This is a genomic window from Streptomyces sp. NBC_01669 (assembly GCF_026339735.1).
In the GTDB taxonomy this organism is placed as follows: Bacteria; Actinomycetota; Actinomycetes; order Streptomycetales; family Streptomycetaceae; genus Streptomyces; species Streptomyces yanii.
The window spans coordinates 3,533,234-3,549,124 of the sequence record NZ_JAPEQG010000001.1 but is presented as its reverse complement, the minus strand read 5'-3'; the positions used below and the strand labels follow the sequence as shown (position 1 = coordinate 3,549,124).

Sequence of the window (15,891 nt, the reverse complement as noted above, 5' to 3'; positions counted from 1 at the left end):
GCGGCGATGACAACGGCTGTCACCGCATGCCCCGCTCGGCGGGGCCGAAACCGTATGCCTGCGAGGTGTGCAGGTGACAACGTTTCCGGCGCGTGGGCGGTGGACAGCGTGCACGTCTCCACCCCCTCGTCGTGGTCCATGCGGTTCTTGCGACTCATGCAACTGATGCGGCTCATGAAGATCGTGCAACTCGTGCGATGACTTGCGGTCAGGTCTTGTGCCGCGCCCGCCGGTTGAAGCGGAGCAGCCCTCCGGAGGACGATCCTACGTTTGCCCCCCTGGGGTGCATCAAGGGTCTCACGACGGCATATGCGAGGGCGTACGGTCCCAGTCATCCGGCAGCGCGGGTACCCGCCACCGCGGATCGGGCCGCCAGTTCTCCCAGCCGTCCCGGAACGGCGCCCCCCACGCGTCGATCACGCGGACGGCCGCGCGGCCCGCCTCCCGTACCCGCCACGCGGTCTCCCGGTCCATCAGCCCGACCCGCTGCGCCTGTGCGAACTCGTCCTCGTCCAGCCAGCGCCAGCTGCGGTCGGGGCTGACGGCGATGTCCAGGAAGTGATCCTCGGAGTCGATGCCGCCCGCCCAGCGGGTGCGCGGTTCCTCCAGGTTCACGTACCAGTTGCGAAAGCTCCAGCCGCGGTCCCAGAACAGCCAGACCGACCAGGGTTCGCCGGGCCGGGCGAGCTTGAGCACGCCGGTGCCGAACCAGGTCGAACGGGCGGTGGTACGGGGCGCGGTGTACCGGGTGGCGAGCGGCTCGGCGTGCACATTGGTGCCGTCGGCGAGGACCGGCTTCACGCATTCGGTGCCGGGTGCCATCCACACGGCGAGCAGCTCGGGGGTGTCCTGGACCACGGTGACGGGACGGCAGATGTGGACCGGGCTGTGGGCGCGACCGGGCGACCGCGGACCGTTGCCGCGGTAGCGCCACAGAATCTGATCACCCGGCGCCCAGAACGTCGTCTCTCCGGGCTCGACTTCTCCGGGTTCGGTGTCTCCGGTACCTGCCATGGAGAGATCTTAGGGATGCGCCCGCCCGGCTGCTGCGATCCACGTCACGGGCGGGTCATACGCAACACGTCGAGTGCCTCGTCGAGCTGTTCCACCGTGAGGTCGCCGCGCTCCACATACCCCGAGTCCAGCACCACTTCGCGGATGGTCCGCCGCTCGGCGAGCGCCTTCTTGGCGACCTTCGCCGCCTCCTCGTAGCCGATGTACTTGTTCAGCGGCGTGACGACGGACGGCGAGGACTCCGCGTACTCCCTGGCCCGCTCCACGTCGGCGGTGATGCCGTCGACGGTGCGGTCCGCCAGCAGCCGGGAGACGTTGGACAGCAGCCGGACGGACTCGAGCAGATTCTTCGCGATGACCGGCAGCATGACATTCAGTTCGAAATTACCCGCCGCGCCCGCGACGGCGACCGTCGCGTCGTTCCCCATCACCTGGGCCGCCACCATCAGCACGGCTTCAGGAATGACCGGATTCACCTTCCCCGGCATGATCGACGAACCCGGCTGGAGGTCGGGAAGACTGATCTCGGCCAATCCGGTGCGCGGCCCGGAGGCCATCCAGCGCAGGTCGTTGCAGATCTTGGTGAGCGAGACGGCGATCGTACGGAGCTGGCCGGACGTCTCGACGAGCCCGTCCCGCGCGCCCTGCGCCTCGAAGTGGTCACGGGCCTCGGTGAACGGCAGCCCGGTGACACGGGCGACCTCGGCGATCACGGCGGCGGAGAAGCCGGGCGGGGTGTTGATGCCGGTGCCGACGGCCGTGCCGCCCAGCGGCAGCTCGGCGAGGCGCGGCAGCGACGCGTACAGCCGCTCGATGCCGTACCGGATCTGCGCCGCGTAACCGCCGAACTCCTGACCCAGCGTCACCGGCGTGGCGTCCATCAGATGGGTGCGTCCCGACTTCACGACCGCCGCGAACTCGACGGACTTGCGCTCCAGGGCGGCCGCCAGATGATCCAGCGCCGGGATCAGCTCGCCGGTGACGGCGGCGGTCGCGGCGATGTGGATGGAGGACGGGAAGACGTCGTTGGACGACTGCGAGGCGTTGACGTGGTCGTTGGGGTGGACGTCGCGGCCGAGGCGTTCGGTGGCGAGGGTGGCCACGACCTCATTGGTGTTCATGTTGGAGGACGTGCCGGACCCGGTCTGGAAGACATCGATGGGGAAGTGCGCGTCCCAGCGGCCCTCGGCGACCTCGGCGGCCGCGTCCTGGATCGCGCCGGCGATGTCCGGGTCGAGCACCGTCAGCTCGGCGTTGACCTTCGCCGCGGCCGCCTTGATCCGGGCCAGGGCCTCGATATGCGCCCGCTCCAGGCGTTGGCCGGAGATCGGGAAGTTCTCCACGGCTCGCTGCGTCTGGGCCCGCCACCGGGCATCCGCGGGCACCTTCACCTCGCCCATCGAGTCGTGCTCGATGCGGTAGTTCTCTCCGGCTGTGCCGCTGTCCGCCGGGACCTGTGCGTTGTTCATGTGGTTCAACCTCCTGAAAAAGTTGAGCACTTGTCTTGTTCTGTGTATTCCCAAGTCGCCTACCGACCAGTAAATACCGGGGGTAACCACAACCCGGGGAGGCGCAATGAGGCGCACCAGGCACAGACTTCGCTGTACGGTCGCGGCTGCGGCGGCCATGGCGGCGGCGTTCGGCGGCATGGCCGCTGCCGCCGGACCGGCAGGCGCGGCAGACCGGTCCGGTACCACCACTACCGCATCGACCCCCCTCCCGCCCGAGCTGGAGGCCATCCGCGCCGCCGAAGCCACCCAGCTGTACGGGAGCCCGGCCGAGCGCCCGCTCGCCGACCGCAGGACCGGGCTGATATCGCTCGGCGACAGCGAGATCTCGGGCGAGGGCGTCGGGACGTACGAGGCGGGGACGAACGGTCCCGACAACTGGTGCCACCGATCGCCCGACTCCGCGATCCACCGCACCGGGATCCCTGCCGACGTCACGTACAACGTCTCCTGTTCCGGCGCGTACACCGGCAACATCGTCATCGGCGGCTCGAAGCAGTACGCCGACGAGCTCGTGCAGAGCGACAACCTCGCCATCAAGGCGCGCAACACCCGCATCAAGATGATCGTGCTCGTGGCCGGCGCCAACGACGACCTCCAGTTCGGCCCGGTCATGACGGACTGCGTCGAACGCTGGGTCCTCCTCCAGGGCACCTGCCGGCCGAAGTACGAGGGCGGCTGGCAGGCCCGTGTCGACGGGCTCGTCCCCAAGGTCGAGAAGACCGTCCGCGATCTGAAGACCGTCATGTCCGACGCCGGCTACACGAGCAGCGACTACAAGCTCGTGGTCATGGGCTATCCGAGCCCGATCGGCCCGGACTTCTACGACAACCCGAACTTCCCCGGCAAGCTTCCCGGCGGCTGCGCCGGATACGACTCCGACGCCGCCTGGGGCCGTAACGTCGCCGTCCCCGCCTTCGAGCGCGGGATGCGGCAGGCCGCCGCCGACACCGGCGCCGTCTACCTCGACAACTCCCGTCTCTTCCACGGCCACGAGGTCTGCAGCGAGTCCACCTGGGCCCGCGGTCTCTACATCGACCTCTCGCACTTCCCGCCGGACTCCAACTCCGTCCGGCAGTCCTTCCACCCCAACGCGAACGGGCACGCGGCCTTCGCGTCGTGCCTGACCCAGATCTACAACTCCGGTCTGCGCGAGGCGAGCTGCGCCGACCCGGCCGGCACCGGAAAGCCGGTCCTGGAGCCGGCCGCCTGGGACTCGCTCTTCAAGCCTCTCAAGAACGAGGCCACCGGCACCTGTGCGGACGTCCCCGCCTCAGTGACCCGTAACAACACTCCGATCGGCGGCTGGGACTGCCACGGCGGCCGCAACCAGGGCTGGTGGTACGACACCGCCGACAAGAGCATCCACACCGAGCTGAGCCACGACCGGTGCCTCGATGTGCCGGGCGCCGACTACAGGGCGGGCGCCACGGTCATCCTGTGGAACTGCTCGGGCGCGACAAACCAGCAGTTCGTCAGGCAGTCGGGCACCGTGCGCCCGGCGGCGTCGACCGGCCTGTGTCTGACGCTGGCGGCGGCCAAGGACCCGCTGAAGCTGCAGGCGTGCGACGGGACGGCGAAGCAGCGCTTCGCGTAACGGCCGACGGGGCAGAGCGGCCGCCGGGTGCGGTCGCCCTGCCCCGTTCCCCTCACCGGCTCGCGGTCTCGCTCACGAACGCTCCCAGTACGGCGGCCAGATACCCCGGATCGTCCGCCCCGCACAGCTCGCGCGCCGAATGCATGGAGAGCCCCGGTACCCCCACGTCGACCGTCGGGACGCCCAGCCGGGCCGCGGTGAGCGGGCCGATCGACGTGCCGCACGGCATCGTGTTGTGGGAGACGAAATGCTGCCACGGTGCGCCGGCCCGTTCGCACGCCGACGCGAACACCGCCATGCCGGTGCTGTCGGTGGCGTACCGCTGATTGACGTTGACCTTGATCGCCGGCCCGCCGTTGGGCAGCGGGTGGTGATCCGGGTCGTGCCGTTCCGCGTAGTTGGGGTGGACCGCATGCGACATGTCGGCGGAGACGCAGAAGGTACCCGACAAGGCGCGCGACCAGTCCTCGGAGCTGCCGCCGCGCGCGGTGACCGAGCGGCTGAGGAGCCGCTCCAGCAGCGGGCTCTGCGCACCCGTCTCGGAGCCGCTGCCGACCTCCTCGTGGTCGAAGGCCGCCAGGACGGGGATGTACGAGGGCGGCTCGGCGCCCGTTGCCGCGTCGGCCAGGGCGGTGACGCCCGCGTGCACCGACACCAGGTTGTCCAGCCGCGACGAGACCACGAACTCCTGGTCCATGCCCAGGTATCCGGGCGGCTGGACGTCGTGCAGCATCAGGTCCCAGCCCAGCACCTCGGCCGGGTCCACCTCGGCCGCCGCAGCCACCCGGCGCACCAGCACGCCGTCCTCGGGTGCGCCGAGCGACCACAGCGGGGCGACATGACGCTGCCGGTCGAGCGCCAGACCGTCATTGACCGTACGGTCCAGATGGATCGCCAGCTGAGGTACGCGCAGAATCGGTTCGTCGATCCGGACGAGCCGCGACGTGGTCGCGCCACCGGGGCCGCGCAGCGCGAGCCGCCCGGATATCCCGAGGTCCCGGTCGAGCCAGGTGTTGAGCGGGACTCCGCCGTAGATCTCCACGGCGATCTGGCGCCAGCCCGCCGAGCCGGTGTCGGGGGTGGGCTTGACCCGCAGATTCGGTGAGTCGGTGTGCGAACCGATGATCCGGAACGGCGTGTGGGCGGGGACGCCCTCGGGGGCGTACCAGGCGATCAGCGCGCCGCCGCTGGTGACGAAGCTGCCGCCGGTCGTGCCCGTCCAGTCGGCCGTGCCGTGCAGCTCACGGAAGCCGGCCTTCTCCAGGCGCTGGGCGGCCTCGGCCACCGCGTGGTACGGGGACGGCGCGGCGCTGATGAAGGCGAGCAGGTCGTCGGAGTGGCTGCGGCGGCTGGCGTGGCCGAGATGGGGGGCCGGCGTCATACGGCGTCCACCTTTCCGGTGTTCGGTAGCGAGAGTGAGGGCGGTGGAGCGGGTGGCACGCGGGTGGAGGCGCGGCCGGCGGCGCAGGGAATCGGCGGAGTGTTCCGGGAACGTCCGCCAACCCTTGGCACGGTCCCGGAGCGGCGCAAGCCCGATCCGCTGCTCCCTGCGTGAAAGCGGCGGTGCGGGATTGTCGCGTTCGAGGCCCCGTCGCAGGGGTCGCTGGGAGGAGGGCACAGCCGCGCCGGGTCCAGGGCGCAGTCCTCGCCCGCTCCGGTACGGTCCGCGGCTCCCACAGGTGGTCTCAAGATTGGCTGAATCCTGTCCCTCTGCGCAGCCCCGCCACCCGGAGCACGAACACCAGCGCGACGAGGATCGCTGCCCCGTGGGACCACCCGACCACGGTCAGCGGGGTGTAGCGGTCAAGTGCCGCCGCGACAAGGATCATTCCGACACCGAAGCCGAGATTCTCGAACGTCGCGGAGAGCCCGAAGGCGTGACCGCGCGGGCCTGCCGGGAGTGTCTGCAGATGCGAGGTGTACGAGACCTCCGTGAACCCGTCCGCCGCGCCCGCGATCAGCGCGATGACGGCCGTCGCGACGAGCGGGAACCCCGCGAACGCGAGGATGAAGGCCCCGGACATCACGATCGTGCCGTAACCGAAGCCCAGCGCGCCCACCGACCGGCCGGTGCGCTTCGCGTACCGCTGGATCACCTGCTGCGCGAGGACATTCCCCACCGCCCACAGACACCAGAAGGAGCTGACGAACACCGCGGGGTGCGAGGGGTCGAGGTCGGCGGAGTGGACCGGCAGCCCCGCGTTGTGGGACGAGGAACCGAAGGCGTCCACCCCGCGCAGCGCCACCATCAGACCGAGACCGGGCGCGGCGGCCAGCGCGGCGAACGCGCCGGGCTTCCCTGACCGCCGCCCCGCTTGCTCCGCGGCCTCGCCCGTCCTGCCCCCGCCCGCGACCGGCAGCAGCGCCACCGTCACGGCACACAGCACGAACGTGACCATGTCCACCACGAACGCGGCCGTGTACCCGACGAGCGACACCACCACACCCGCCGAGGCGAAACCGGCCACCATCGCCAGCGAACGCCCCGTGATGGAGAGGGAGTTCGCCCATCCGCGCCGCTCCTCGCCCACCATCTCGGGAATGGAGCTGCGCAGTGCCACCATGAACAACGTTCCGCAGGCACCGATCACCACGGACACAGCCACCAGCGCCGCTGTCCGCAGCCCGTCCGGCGCGAGGATCAACAACAGCATCACGGCCGCCTGCGCCGCGTTCGTCCAGAGCATGACGGTCTTGGCCGTGAAACGTGCGAGCAGCGAGCCGGCCGTCATACCGGCGACGAAGCCGGCACCCAGCCGCACCGCCATGAACAGCCCCATGGCGATCGCCCGCCCCGTCGTCTCGTAGACGAACAGATTGAGCGCCACCATATTCAGGAACGTGCCGTAGGAGGAGACGGCGTATCCGGCGACCAGGAAGCGATAACGCCGCTCGCCGCGGGCCGAGTTGTCCGGCCGGTCGGCCGAATGGTCGGGGGAGTGGTCGGTGCGGAGCGTCACCCGCACATAGTGGTCGAGTAACCGCGAACCCGGATGTCGGCCCGTTTGCACGAATGTAACCTGCATCCTTGTGAAGGACGATCATTCCACCCCAGGCGCATGTGATTGCCGCGAATCGTCGTCGGACCGCCCCTGCGCCACCGCCCTGACGGCCTACCGGCGCGCCCTGATCGAAGGAAGCCTTCCGGAAACCGAGGCGCCTGCCTGTCTGCGTGCCCTCCAGCTGGTGGTGGCGGACCGCGAAGCGCCGGGCTCCCTGATCCCCGTACCGCCGGAGACGGCCTCCTTCGCCGCGCTCGGGCCCATCGAGGAGGCGATCGTCCGGCAGCGCCGCACCCTGCGCGCCACCCGCGCCGCCCTCGCCGCCTTCGAGGGGCTGTACGCGGATGTGCACCGGACGGAGCAACCCGCCCTCACCCGGCTCGCCGGAAGAGCCGTCATCAACAAGGCGCTCGATGCCGCCGTCGGGAGCTGCCGGGAGGAACTGCTCACCGCGCAGCCCGGCGGCGGACGCCCCGCGCACGTCCTGAGCGAGGCGCTGCCGCGCGATCTGGCGATGCTGCGGCGAGGCGTGCGACAGCGGACGATCTACCAGCACACCGTCCGTACGCACCGTGCGACGCTCTCGTACATCGAGCAGGTCACGTCGGCCGGCGCCGAGGTACGGACGCTTGCCGAGGTTGTCGACCGGGTCATCGTCTGCGACCGCGACGTCGCATTCGTCCCGGTCCACGAGGAGCCGAACACGGCCCTGCGGGTCCGGCACCCGGCCCTGATCGCCCTGCTGGTCCGGCACTTCGACCACGCCTGGTCCCGCTCCGTCCCGATCCGCCCGAAGGACGCACCACCGCGCTCCCCGGCCATCACGTCCGACCTCCAGCGCACCATTCTGCTGGCGGTGGTCGGCGGCGAGACGGACGCGTCGATCGCCCGCAGGCTCGGCATGAGCCGCCGCAGCGTCGCCGAGCACATGCGGAAGGTCTCGGAACGACTGGGCAGCAACAGCCGCGCCCAGCTGGGCTATCTGCTCGCCACGTCAGGACTGCTCGACACCTGAACGAAGGGGCGCGGACGCACGGAGGTCAGGCGCCGACTCCGTCACGGACGCGCCGCGGGGGCGCCCCGGCCGAAACCGTGACGCCCCCGAAGCGGGCCGAGTCCTGCCGGTCAGGCGAGACCGGGACCGCGCACCGGAATGCTGGTGAACGTCGGCGCCGGAGCGGGCTCGGTGAAGAAGTCGTTGCCCTTGTCGTCGACGACGACGAACGCCGGGAAGTCCTCGACCTCGATCTTCCAGACCGCCTCCATGCCGAGCTCCTCGTACTCGACGACCTCGACCTTCTTGATGCAGTCCTGCGCAAGACGCGCCGCCGGGCCGCCGATCGAGCCGAGGTAGAAGCCGCCGTGCGCATCACACGCGTCGGTGACCTGCTTGGACCGGTTGCCCTTGGCGAGCATCACCTTGGAGCCGCCCGCCGCCTGGAACTGTGCGACATAGCTGTCCATGCGCCCGGCCGTCGTCGGGCCGAAGGAACCCGAGGCGTACCCCTCGGGCGTCTTCGCCGGACCCGCGTAGTACACCGGGTGGTCCTTCAGGTACTGCGGCATCTCCTCGCCCGCGTCCAGCCGCTCCTTGATCTTGGCGTGCGCGATGTCGCGCGCCACGACCAGCGGGCCGGTCAGCGAAAGGCGGGTCTTGACCGGGTACTTGGTCAGCTCGGCGAGGATGTCGTCCATCGGCCGGTTCAGATCGATCCTGACGACGTCACCCGCCTCGTCCAGGTGCTCGTCCGTGGTGTCCGGCAGGAAGCGCGCCGGGTCCTTCTCCAGCTGTTCCAGGAACACACCCTCGGCGGTGATCTTCGCGGTGGCCTGACGGTCCGCGGAACAGGACACGGCGATCGCGACGGGCAGCGAGGCACCGTGCCGGGGCAGCCGCACCACGCGCACGTCGTGGCAGAAGTACTTGCCGCCGAACTGCGCGCCGATCCCGATCTTCTGCGTCAGCTCGAAGACCTTCTCCTCCAGCTCCTTGTCGCGGAAGCCGTGACCTGTGGGAGAGCCCTCGGCGGGCAGCTCGTCCAGGTAGTGCGCGGAGGCGTACTTCGCGGTCTTCAGCGCGAACTCGGCCGACGTGCCGCCGACAACGATCGCCAGGTGGTACGGCGGGCAGGCCGCGGTTCCCAGCGAACGGATCTTCTCCTCCAGGAACTTCATCATGGAGGCCTCGTTCAGGACGGCCTTCGTCTCCTGGAAGAGGAACGACTTGTTGGCCGAGCCGCCGCCCTTCGCCATGAAGAGGAACTTGTAGGCGCCGCCGTCGGTGGCGTACAGCTCGATCTGGGCCGGGAGGTTCGAGCCGGTGTTCTTCTCCTCCCACATGGTGAGCGGAGCCATCTGCGAGTAGCGCAGGTTGAGCTTGGTGTACGCGTCGAAGATGCCGTGCGAGAGCGCCTCTTCGTCACCACCCGAAGTCAGCACGTTCTGCCCACGCTTGCCCATGACGATCGCGGTGCCGGTGTCCTGGCACATGGGGAGGACGCCCGCGGCGGCGATGTTGGCGTTCTTCAGCAGGTCGAGCGCCACGAACTTGTCGTTGGACGACGCCTCGGGGTCGTCGACGATCCGCCGCAGCTGTGCCAGGTGAGTGGGGCGCAGGTAGTGCGAGATGTCGTGCATCGCCTCGGCGGCCAGGGTGCGCAGCGCCTCCGGCTCGACCTTGAGGAACGTACGGCCGTCGGCCTCGAAGGTCGAGACACCCTCGGCGGTCACCAGCCGGTACGGCGTGGTGTCCTCTCCCAGAGGGAGCAGATCGGAGTACGCAAACTCTGGCATTACGGCCATTCCTCACTCGGCGACAGCGGCTGGCCTCCCTTGGGCAGCGCACCCACCAGGGTAGAACGTCGCAAGGGTGCCGAAGCTGTGAGGTAAGGCTCAGTTGAACGCACGCGGCCGCCCGGGGTGCGGCGGGCGCGACTCCCCGATCGGCCCGCCGTGCGCCCCGGGCCGCTCTTTCGGATCATGCCGGGCCCGGGGCCGGGCGCGCACATCTGCGGCGTTGTCGTCACTCCGCGGCGGGCCGTTCCCTGATCCGGCCCGATCCGACGGAGAGGCTCTAGTCGCGATCTATCGCGTTTGGGTACGCTTGGCCGGTGGACCTCGAAAAGCACCCCCAGCAGCCCGCCGCCCCGGCGCAATCCGCGCCCGCGGGTATCCGTGCCTCCGACGCGGACCGCGACCGGATCGCGGACATCCTGCGCGATGCCATGGCCGAGGGCCGGCTGACCGCCGAGGAGCATGCCGAGCGGGTCGACGCGGTCTACCGGGCCAAGACCGTCGGTGAACTCGAACCGCTGGTACGGGATCTGCCGACCCCCGGAGGGGGCGCCCTGCCGTCGTCCGCCGCACCGTACGCGTACGGCCCCGAGGCCCCCACCGGCCCGGCCGACAACCTGGTGGCGATCTTCAGCAGCTCCACCCGCAAGGGCCGTTGGCGGGTCGGAGGCCGTACGAACGCCTTCTCGCTCTTCGGCAGCGTGGAGATCGATCTGACCGAGGCGCTTTTCGGTCAGAGACTCACCGTCATCAACGCGACATCCATCTTCGGAAGTGTCGAGATCAAGGTGCCGGAGAACATCTCGCTGCGAGGCAGCGGGACGGGCGTCTTCGGTAATTTCGAAGTGGTCACACTGGAATCCGCAGACCCGGAAGCACCAGTGGTCATCGTCAACGGCTATTCGGTCTTCGGTAACGTCGAGGCGAAGCCGAAGCGCGGGAAACTGATTACGGATCTCCACAACAAGCTGCGCAAACACCTCGGCCACTGAACCACGGCAAGCCGCACCGGTCCGCACCGTGTCCAATCAGGCCAATTTTCCGATCGATCACCCTTTCACAGCCCGGAACTCGGTGCCACTCGGTGCATAGGCGCACGCACAGCGGGTAGGGACTGCTGCATCGTCTCTCGCTCGCGAAGCCGTCGTCAGGAGTAGACCGTGCTGCAACTGCCGCATCAGCCCCTGCAGGTCGCCGCCGTCCCCACCCAGCGCACCCCTGCTCGGGAGGACGAGGCCGGCCCCTGGCACTCGGAGGCGGTGTGCCGCCGGGACGAAGCCGGGCTGTTCTTCGCCCCGTCGAAGGAGCCGACTGCTGCCCGACTGTCACGAGAGGAGTCCGCGAAGCGGGTCTGTGCGCGCTGTCCGGTGATGATCGAGTGCCGGGAGCACGCCTTGGTGCAGCCCGAGCCGTACGGAGTGTGGGGCGGCCTCACCGCCGCCGAACGCCGTGTGGTGCTCGCCCGCCGCAGACGGCGCGAGATGGAGCTCAAGGCCGCGGCTTCGGCCGACCACATCGCCGCAGCCGGCTGACCGGAGCGGACCTGACCGGGGCGGAGCTGACCCCAGCGGACCGAAGGGGCCGCGCGGGACGCGACGAGCGACTCCATCGGGGCGGGGGCGTCGGCTCCCCCGGACGCGACGAGCCGCCCCTCACCCGCCGTCGACGCGGAGAGGCGCCCCCACCGCACATGGGGGGCGCCTCTTCACGTTCTCCCGGCCGGGCGAGGCCCGCTCAGGCGTGCCTCGCGCGGTCTACTTCGCGCGGTCGAAGTCGATCGCGCTGTAGGCACGCAGCTTCGACAGCCGGTGGGTCGAGTCGATCTTCCGGATCGTGCCGGACTTGGACCGCATCACGATCGACTCGGTGGTCGCCGTCTCGCTGCGGTACCGCACGCCGCGCATCAGCTCACCGTCCGTGATGCCGGTCGCGACGAAGAACACGTTGTCGCCGCTGACCAGGTCGTCCGTGGACAGCACCCGGTCCAGGTCGTGCCCGGCGTCCAGCGCGCGCTGCCGCTCGGCCTCGTCCTTCGGCCAGAGCTTGCCCTGGATGACACCGCCGAGGCACTTTATGGCGCACGCCGAGATGATGCCCTCGGGGGTGCCGCCGATGCCCATCAGCAGATCGACGCCGGTGCCTTCGCGGGCGGCCATGATCGAGCCGGCGACATCGCCGTCGGTGATGAACTTGATGCGGGCGCCGGTCTCCCGGATCTCCTTGACGATGCCCTCGTGGCGCGGGCGGTCCAGGACGACGACGGTGACGTCCTCGGGGGCGGAGTTCTTCGCCTTCGCGACCCGGCGGATGTTCACCGCCACCGGGGCGTTGATGTCGACGAAGTCGGCGGCCTCGGGGCCGGTGACCAGCTTGTCCATGTAGAAGACCGCGGACGGGTCGAACATGGAGCCGCGGTCGGCGGCGGCCAGTACGGCGATGGCGTTCGGCATGCCCTTGGCATTCAGGGTCGTGCCGTCGATCGGGTCCACGGCGATGTCGACCTCGGGCCCGGTGCCGTCACCGACCCGCTCGCCGTTGAACAGCATGGGGGCTTCGTCCTTCTCGCCCTCACCGATGACGACGACGCCGTTCATCGAGACGGTCGAGACGAGGGTACGCATGGCCTTCACGGCGGCGCCGTCGGCGCCGATCTTGTCGCCGCGGCCGACCCAGCGCCCGGCGGCCATGGCGGCGGCCTCGGTGACCCGGACCAGCTCCAGGGCCAGGTTGCGGTCGGGGGCCTCCGGGGAGACCTCTAGCTGGGACGGCAGATGATGCTCGGACATCGGAGCGCACCTTTCTGTACGACGACGACCGGAAGAGGGTGCTCTGACTCTATCGCCAGGTCGATAAAATGAGCAGACCGGGTCACTTATGAGCGGCAGGATGGGGCGGGTGCCGCGTCCTCCTGCCCCTCGGTCGGCCCCGTCGGACGTGATGCGACCATGGACCCGTGGCAAGCAAGCGAGGCAAGCAGACAGCGCGGGACATGATCCTGTCGATGGCGGTGATCTCCGCCGTCGCGGGGGTCGTTTACATTTTCGTCCCGCACGACGACAAGGCCAACCCGGTCAAGGCGGTCGACTACCGCGTGGAGCTCGTGACAGCCAGGCGTGCGGCCCCGTATCCGGTCGCTGCTCCGGCCGGTCTGTCCAAGGACTGGAAGCCGACCTCGGTCAGTTATGAGCGCCAGGCGGGCAACGGCTGGCACCTGGGCTTCCTCGACCCGGACGGCAAGTACGTCGCGGTGGAGCAGTCGACGTCCCCGGCGGAGAAGTACGTGTCCGAGGTGAGCCGGGACGCGCGGAACACCGGGCGCACGCAGCAGGTCGCCGGTGAGACGTGGCAGCACTGGGAGGGCCCGAAGTACGACGCCCTCGTGCGCCACGACAAGGGCGCGACCACGGTCGTCACCGGATCGGCGTCGACGGAGCGGCTGGCGGAGATGGCCGCCGCGCTCAGGACGTCCTGAGCCGCGAGCCGGACGGCCCCGCACACGGGCGTACGGAGAAGGGCCCCGGAGCACATGCTCCGGGGCCCTTCTCCGTACGGCTGGAATGCCTCAGACGGTCGTGATGACCTCGTCGTAGGCGAGACGCGGCAGGCGCGGGAACCAGGCGTCCTCGCCCGGCTTGCCGATGTTGACGACCATCAGCAGGCTGTGGTCGCCGTCCAGGAACTCCTTCTCGATGCCCGCGGCGTCGAAGCCGGTCATCGGGCCGGCGGCCAGGCCGGCGGCGCGGACGCCGATGATGAAGTACGCGGCCTGCAGGGCGGCGTTCAGCGCGGCGGACGACTCGCGGACCGGGCGCTCGGAGAAGAACGCGTCCTTGGCCTGCGGGAAGTGCGGCATCAGGGCCGGGAGCTCGTCGTGGAACTCGTTGTCGGCGGCCAGGATCGCGACCAGCGGAGCGGTGGAGGTCTTCGGCTGGTTGCCCTCGGCCATGTGCTTCACGAGGCGCGCGCGGGCGTCGTCGGAGCGGACCAGGACGACGCGCAGCGGCGACTGGTTGAAGGCGGTCGGGCCGTACTTGACCAGGTCGTAGATCGCCTGGACCTGCTCCTCGGAGACCGGCTCGTCGGTGAAGGTGTTGGCGGTGCGGGCCTCACGGAAGAGGAGGTCCTGGGCAGCGGGGTCAAGAACGAGGGACATCTTGCGAATTACCTTCCGGACGAATACGGATCAAGCGATACGGCGACCGTAACGGAGAGGTAGGTTAACGTTCAACTAAAACCTGACCTGAGTGACCCACTCCACAATCGTGTGCGAAGTGCGCCCGGCCGCCCCGACTTCTGACGAGGCGCACAACCACCGGGCGCGCCGGAACTATTCCGGGACCGGGCTCAGCCCGCGTCGCCCTGCCCGTCCGGCTGCTCCTTCCCGGGCTGGGCGAGCGCCTCGTCCAGCCGGGCCCGGGCACCCTGCAGCCAGTGCCGGCACACCTTGGCCAGCTCCTCGCCGCGCTCCCACAGCGCGAGCGACTCCTCCAGCGTCGTGCCGCCCGCCTCCAGGCGCCGCACGACCTCGATCAGCTCGTCCCGCGCCTGCTCGTACCCGAGCGTGTCCGTGGCGGCAGGTGCCGTTGTCGCGTCGTCCGTCATGTGATCCACCCTATGTGTGAGGTACGACAACCAGGTCCGAGCCGAAACGGCGGGGCGGCGCGTACGTCATTCGGCCACCCGCACGGTGAACTCGCCCTCCGACACCCGCGCCCGCAGCTCGTCGCCCGGCGCCCCGGCGTCGGCCGGAGAGCGGACCACATGACCGTCCGGCCGCTGCAGCACCGCGTACCCGCGCTCCAGCGTCGCCGCTGGCGACAGCGCGACGACCCGCGCCCGGGTGTGGGCGAGCTCCGAGTCCGCCCGGTCCAGCAGATGGCCCAGCACCCGGCGGCTCCGCCCGGTCAGCGCGTCGACCTCCGCCGCACGCTCGTCCACCATCCGCTGCGGCTGCTGCATGGAGGGCCGGCCGAGCGCGTGGGCCAGTCCCCGCTCCTCCCGGTCGAGCAGCCCTCGTACGGTCCGCAGGGCCCGGTCCCGCAGCTGCTGCACCCGGTCCAGCTCCTCGCCCACGTCCGGCACGACCTTCTTCGCCGCGTCCGTCGGCGTGGACGCCCGCAGATCCGCGACCAGGTCGAGCAGCGGGGAGTCCGGTTCGTGTCCGATCGCGGACACCACCGGCTTGCGGCACTCGGCGACCGTACGGATGAGCTGCTCGTCCGAGAAAGGCAGCAGGTCCTCCACGCTGCCGCCGCCGCGCGCCACGATGATCACATCGACATCGGGCAGGTTGTCCAGCTCCTTCACCGCCTGGACCACCTGGTTCACCGCGTGCACACCCTGCACCGCGGTGTTGCGCACCTCGAAACGGACCGCGGGCCAGCGCCGCCGTGCGTTCTCCAGCACGTCGCGCTCGGCCGCCGACGCCCGACCGCACACCAGACCGATCAGCTGCGGCAGGAACGGCAGCGGCTTCTTCCGGTCCAGGGCGAAGAGCCCCTCCGCGGCCAGGGACTTCTTCAGCTGCTCCAGCCGGACCAGCAGTTCGCCGATGCCGACCGGCCGTATCTCGGTGGCCCGCAGGGACAGCTGGCCGCGGGGCGCGTACCACTCGGGCTTGGCGAGGACGACGACCCGGGCACCCTCCGTCACCACATCCGCGATTCGGTCGAAGACCTGACGGAAGCAGGTCACGCTCACGGAGATGTCGTGCGACGGGTCGCGCAGCGTCAGGAACACGACCCCGGCACCCGGCCGCCGCGACAACTGCGTGATCTGCCCCTCGACCCAGACGGCGCCGAGCCGGTCGATCCATCCCCCGATCAGCCGTGACACCTCGCCGACGGGCAGCGGAGCTTCCGCGGACGTATTGAGAGCCATGCGAGCGAGCGTATCCGCCGTCACGGACAACGAGGCAGCCCGACGACACGCGAGAGAGCCCTTCCGGCCGCCCCCACTGCAGGGAGTGGGCTCCCTG

At 69.9% G+C, this 15,891-nt stretch carries 14 protein-coding genes; 5 read left to right on the top strand and 9 right to left on the bottom strand.

All coding sequences use genetic code 11. From position 1 onward, the window contains the following. Nucleotides 1–297: 297 nt before the first annotated feature. Entirely contained in the window at nt 298–1,014 is a 717-nt protein-coding gene (locus OG972_RS15550; RefSeq protein ID WP_266982009.1) for a DUF402 domain-containing protein, read from the bottom strand. Between the two features lie 44 nt (nt 1,015–1,058). Next, entirely contained in the window at nt 1,059–2,483 is a 1,425-nt protein-coding gene (locus OG972_RS15545; protein ID WP_266982007.1) for an aspartate ammonia-lyase, read from the bottom strand. 106 nt (nt 2,484–2,589) lie between these two features. Between OG972_RS15545 and OG972_RS15540 the strand changes: the two genes are divergently transcribed. Next, complete coding sequence (locus OG972_RS15540) at nt 2,590–4,119, top strand: ricin-type beta-trefoil lectin domain protein (protein WP_266982005.1); 1,530 nt, start codon at nt 2,590–2,592, stop codon at nt 4,117–4,119. A gap of 52 nt (nt 4,120–4,171) precedes the next feature. Here the strand turns inward: OG972_RS15540 and OG972_RS15535 are convergent, their stop codons facing one another. Beyond that, on the bottom strand, nt 4,172–5,500 hold the full coding sequence (locus OG972_RS15535) for a M18 family aminopeptidase (RefSeq protein ID WP_266982003.1): 1,329 nt from the start codon (nt 5,498–5,500) through the stop codon (nt 4,172–4,174). A 304-nt stretch (nt 5,501–5,804) separates the two neighbouring features. Continuing rightward, the gene (locus OG972_RS15530) at nt 5,805–6,995 is read right to left on the bottom strand and encodes an MFS transporter (protein ID WP_266990505.1); all 1,191 of its coding nucleotides are present in this window, start codon (nt 6,993–6,995) and stop codon (nt 5,805–5,807) included. Nucleotides 6,996–7,149: 154 nt separating this feature from the next. Between OG972_RS15530 and OG972_RS15525 the strand changes: the two genes are divergently transcribed. Further along, nucleotides 7,150–8,136 (top strand): LuxR C-terminal-related transcriptional regulator, encoded by a 987-nt coding sequence (locus OG972_RS15525; protein ID WP_266982001.1) that lies wholly within the window; start codon nt 7,150–7,152, stop codon nt 8,134–8,136. A 110-nt stretch (nt 8,137–8,246) separates the two neighbouring features. On the opposite strand, the gene OG972_RS15520 is transcribed toward OG972_RS15525, so the two are convergent. Continuing rightward, complete coding sequence (locus tag OG972_RS15520) at nt 8,247–9,914, bottom strand: fumarate hydratase (RefSeq protein WP_266982000.1); 1,668 nt, start codon at nt 9,912–9,914, stop codon at nt 8,247–8,249. Between the two features lie 317 nt (nt 9,915–10,231). Here OG972_RS15520 and OG972_RS15515 point away from each other — a divergent pair, with 317 nt between their 5' ends. Both OG972_RS15515 and OG972_RS15510 read left to right on the top strand, forming a co-directional pair. Beyond that, nucleotides 10,232–10,906, top strand: a complete 675-nt coding sequence (locus OG972_RS15515; RefSeq protein WP_266981999.1) for a DUF1707 domain-containing protein — start codon at nt 10,232–10,234, stop codon at nt 10,904–10,906. A 168-nt stretch (nt 10,907–11,074) separates the two neighbouring features. Next, nucleotides 11,075–11,446: a WhiB family transcriptional regulator gene (locus tag OG972_RS15510; protein ID WP_266981998.1), complete on the top strand. Its 372-nt coding sequence runs from the start codon at nt 11,075–11,077 to the stop codon at nt 11,444–11,446. A 222-nt stretch (nt 11,447–11,668) separates the two neighbouring features. Here OG972_RS15510 and glpX read toward each other — a convergent pair whose 3' ends face one another. Further along, on the bottom strand, nt 11,669–12,700 hold the full coding sequence (gene glpX, locus OG972_RS15505) for a class II fructose-bisphosphatase (RefSeq protein ID WP_037688696.1): 1,032 nt from the start codon (nt 12,698–12,700) through the stop codon (nt 11,669–11,671). 167 nt (nt 12,701–12,867) lie between these two features. Between glpX and OG972_RS15500 the strand changes: the two genes are divergently transcribed. Next, a complete protein-coding gene (locus OG972_RS15500; protein ID WP_266981997.1) occupies nt 12,868–13,386 on the top strand; it encodes a DUF4245 domain-containing protein in 519 nt (172 codons plus the stop codon). A 90-nt stretch (nt 13,387–13,476) separates the two neighbouring features. Here the strand turns inward: OG972_RS15500 and OG972_RS15495 are convergent, their stop codons facing one another. The 3 genes from OG972_RS15495 to xseA all read right to left on the bottom strand — a co-directional run bounded on the left by OG972_RS15495 (nt 13,477) and on the right by xseA (nt 15,794). Then, a complete protein-coding gene (locus OG972_RS15495) occupies nt 13,477–14,067 on the bottom strand; it encodes a malonic semialdehyde reductase (RefSeq protein ID WP_266981995.1) in 591 nt (196 codons plus the stop codon). Between the two features lie 191 nt (nt 14,068–14,258). Further along, entirely contained in the window at nt 14,259–14,516 is a 258-nt protein-coding gene (locus OG972_RS15490; protein ID WP_266981993.1) for an exodeoxyribonuclease VII small subunit, read from the bottom strand. Nucleotides 14,517–14,582: 66 nt separating this feature from the next. Next, the gene (gene xseA, locus OG972_RS15485) at nt 14,583–15,794 is read right to left on the bottom strand and encodes an exodeoxyribonuclease VII large subunit (RefSeq protein ID WP_266981991.1); all 1,212 of its coding nucleotides are present in this window, start codon (nt 15,792–15,794) and stop codon (nt 14,583–14,585) included. Between the last annotated feature and the right edge of the window lie 97 nt (nt 15,795–15,891).